The 3,417-nt window shown below is 64.8% G+C and carries 3 protein-coding genes and 1 pseudogene; all 4 read right to left on the bottom strand.

The window, feature by feature from the left end; all coding sequences use genetic code 11:
• Nucleotides 1-239 precede the first annotated feature (239 nt).
• Entirely contained in the window at nucleotides 240-560 is a 321-nt protein-coding gene (locus ACO1P8_RS08100; RefSeq protein WP_486295383.1) for a Dabb family protein, read from the bottom strand.
• A gap of 81 nt (nucleotides 561-641) precedes the next feature.
• Nucleotides 642-2,486 carry an NPCBM/NEW2 domain-containing protein gene (locus tag ACO1P8_RS08095; RefSeq protein ID WP_486295382.1) on the bottom strand — a complete coding sequence of 615 codons (1,845 nt, stop codon included), beginning with the start codon at nucleotides 2,484-2,486 and terminating at the stop codon, nucleotides 642-644.
• 225 nt (nucleotides 2,487-2,711) lie between these two features.
• Nucleotides 2,712-3,092 carry a nuclear transport factor 2 family protein gene (locus ACO1P8_RS08090; RefSeq protein ID WP_486295381.1) on the bottom strand — a complete coding sequence of 127 codons (381 nt, stop codon included), beginning with the start codon at nucleotides 3,090-3,092 and terminating at the stop codon, nucleotides 2,712-2,714.
• Nucleotides 3,089-3,417, bottom strand: a pseudogene (locus ACO1P8_RS08085) (M1 family peptidase); the annotation flags it as partial. The gene ACO1P8_RS08090 and the pseudogene ACO1P8_RS08085, both read right to left, overlap by 4 nt.

The raw sequence follows: 3,417 nt of genomic DNA, 5'->3' as shown, positions 1-3,417 counted from the left end.
TTCGTGCTGCTGGTCGGCGGCGAGATCGCCATGGCGCCTTACGGACAGCTGGCGACGGTCGGCTACGGCTGCGGCCTGGGGGCGCTGTTTCTGGCCATCGTGTGGTGGAAGGGCGAGCCGCGGCGCATGCGTAAGGACACCTCGCCCTGATCAGGCCAGGCTTGCTGTCACAGCCCGTCGCACATGATCTGCGTCGGCTTCGAAGCCTTGCCTGGCCTGCGCGACCGCGCGCACTGCGCTCATCGCACCCAATAGTCCAGCACCAGCGACCGGTCCAGGCAGGTGCCCAGCGTTTGCACGAAGGCCTGGTGGGCCGGATGCACCAGGTAGGCGTCGCGCTCCTCGGCCTGCGCGAAGCTCAGCATGAAGCAGTGGGTGAAGCCGTCGTTCAGGCCTTCGGGGCTGACGTTGGTGCCCCATTCGTAGGCGACGATGCCGGGGATGGCGGCCGGCAGCCGGCCGAAGCCGGTGACGACGGCGTCCACCTGTTCGGCAGTGGCGCCGTCCTTGAACGAAAACAGGACGACGTGGCGCAGCGGGGCGGGGGTGCAGGCGGTCATGGCGCTCGGTGTAAGAAAGGGATGCGTCATCTTACACGCACCGCGACCCGCCGCGTTGCCGTCAGTTCACGGGCCGATCGATCAGCGAGGGTCGAGCAGGGCGGCATTGGCCCAGGTCACTGGTAGCTTCTCGTTCGCAGCGCCTGCGCTTTCCGCTACCAGTTCGATGATCTTGACGCCGGATACATCGGCGTCCAAGGCCTGCGCAGGCATTCCCAATCGCAAGCGTTGGCTCTTCGTCAGGAGCTTGCCGTCGCCGTAGACCATGAATGTCACGCCGTGCGTGCGATCGCGCGCCGAATCGTTCACGCCGACGTTCACGGTCAGCCGCTTGTAGTCCCCGTTGCGGACCTCCAGACGGGAGTTGGCAAGGATGCCGATCCCGGTGCCATAAGCCGTGCCGGCGACCTGCAGCGTCTGGCCGTAGGGCGAGCTGTCCGCACGGGCGCCGCCCCAGCCTGCGTAGATGGGCCGGTCGCCCGCGCCTTTGGTGCCTGCCCAGCCTGCCGACGAGCGGTAGATGGTAGGGTCCGGCTGCGGACTCACGACGCCATCGACGGCCGGGTTGACGCGCCCTGGCTGTTCCGACAGATAGATCCCGTGCGCCAGGATACTCGTGCCACGAACGCGGAAGACCAGGGTTTCACGCGGAGCGACGTGGAGCTTGGTCGTCCCGGTGAAGCTTGCCTGTTGACCGGTCCAGAGATTGGTCAGGGTGATCGGCATATCCTTGCGCAGCTTCAGATGCTCTGCCATCAGGTCGACGTCGATCGGCCCCAGTCCCCGATTGAAGATCGCGACCGCCTTGTCGCCCGACGCCAGGGTCTTCACGAGAATGTCCAGGTCGTCCGTGTCATAGGCGAGGACGGCCTGGTTGCCTGCAGGGTCCTGGTTGAGCGCGATGATGTCGGCGTTGCCGAACACGTCCATCAGGGCCTGGGGCGTCTTGGCAAGATCGGTGCCGATCATGAGCGGCGCATTGAGCATGGCCCATAGCGCAAAGTGCGAACGCGCCTCGGTCAGATGTTCGGCATCGAAATCCCCCTTGCCGATGTACAGCATATCCGGATCGTTCCAGCTTCCCGGATGCGCGTAGAGCTCACGCCTTGAGGCACTGTCGAAATTCGTCAGGAGCCGACCCCAGGCAGGCGAAATGTCGTCGCTGGTGCGTGAGATATTGCCGAAGTTTTTTCCCCACGAACGCACGTCTGCTGCGCCCCAGATGCACAGCGACAGCAGGAAGTCGCCATTCGGCTTGTTGCGCTGCAGCGCGGCACCGATCTGGGTGAATTCGGCCTGCACCGCCGGGATGTCGGAGCGATTGGTGGATTGCAGGTCGAGTACAGGCGGCAGCGCACGGTAGGCGCCGGAGCGAACCTTTGGACTGCCGGCGCCATATGCCCGCAATCCGCAGCCATCGACCTTGATGAAATCGAAACCCCAATCCGCGAAGTACAGCGCGATGTCCTGGTCGACATGGCCGTACAGGCCCACTTCGCGCTCCAGCACGCTGCCCTTGGGAAGGTCCCGATCGTCGGGCGAATACGCCTGGGAGCAGGTGTTGCGGCCCAGGTCCGAATAGATACCTGCCTTTAATCCCATCGCGTGGATCTTGTCGGTGAAAGGCCGGAAGCTGGTCGTGCTGCCTGCCACGGCGGAGGGGAAACGATCGGCGCGGATCACCATCCTGCCATCCGGCAGGTGGCGGCGCAGCGCCCAGCCGTCGTCGATGTTGATGTACCGGTAACCCTTCCGGGCCAATCCGCTATCGACGATCCGCTGCGCGGAACCGAGAATCCTGGCCTCATCGATATCGGTGGCGAACGCATTCCAGCTGCTCCAGCCCATCGGTGGCGTCGTCGCCTGGCCAGCGGTATAGGCGGACCAGCGTGCCGTCGGTGCCAGGGCGGTATCCGCCATCGCCATACCGCTTCCCAGTGCCATGCACAGGACCCAAGCGCCCCTTAGCTTCACGTCATTCCGCATCTTGTCTCCATTTGTCTTATCGATGTCCGAAGCGGCCATTGTCCTAAGGATTGATGCGGATTAACAATCACTTGTTGTGCCTGTCCGATATGAAAAACGATATCGGTCCCGGCCAGACGCCCCGGATGAAGCCCTGGCGCATGGCCGCCAGCGGATGCCGCGGGGTCAAAACATGCCGAGCGCGTTCGCCATCGGAAAAGGCTCCGGCTGCCCGATGTCCCACATCTCGGCGATCTTGTCGCCTTCGAAACGCAGGATGTGGACGATCGCGATGTTGGGCATGCCGGGCGCCATGCGCGCGCGCGAGTGGACCGCGACCAGCGCGCCGTCGGCGAGCGCGCGCTGGACCTCGAATTCCATCTGCGGGAAGCTGGCGGCGTTGGCGCGCATGCCGGCCTGGATGGCGGCGGCGTCGCCGGCGAAGTAGGGATTATGGTGGCGGAAGTCCGGCGCGGCGTGGCGCGCGAAGGCGTCGTCGATGCGGCCGGCGGCGGTCAGTTGCAGGAAGTCGATCGCGGCGTCTTTCAAATTCGTGGTCGTGCTCATTTTTTCTCCTTGCGTTTCTTCTCCGCTTCCAGGTATTGCTGGTAGCGTTCGATGTGGACCTCGCGTCGAAGGATCTTCGAATGCGGGTCGAGCGTCCAGGTCGCGCCGGGCGGCAGCTCCACGCTGCCGCGGCCGTCCGCCATCGGCAGCGTCACGATACGCTCGTCCACGCGCACCTCGACCGGCATCGGGAACGGCGTATTTTTTCCGGTCTTCCACGCCAGCAGCAAGCGGGGGCCGTCCCGGGTCGCCTGCAGCTCGGGCAGGGCGGCCTGGTACAGATAGGCCTGGAAGAACCAGTCGAGATCGCGCCCGCTGGTGCGCT

Source organism: Bordetella sp., assembly GCF_057362025.1.
The sequence above is the reverse complement of the archived record's forward strand: the minus strand, read 5'-3'. Positions and strand labels throughout refer to the sequence as shown.

Excerpts from the sequence above, each read along its gene's own strand:
- ACO1P8_RS08100 (WP_486295383.1), bottom strand. The coding sequence starts at position 560 with ATGACCGCCTGCACCCCCGCCCCGCTGCGCCACGTCGTCCTGTTTTCG.
- ACO1P8_RS08095 (WP_486295382.1), bottom strand. The coding sequence starts at position 2,486 with ATGGCGATGGCGGATACCGCCCTGGCACCGACGGCACGCTGGTCCGCC.
- ACO1P8_RS08090 (WP_486295381.1), bottom strand. The coding sequence starts at position 3,092 with ATGAGCACGACCACGAATTTGAAAGACGCCGCGATCGACTTCCTGCAA.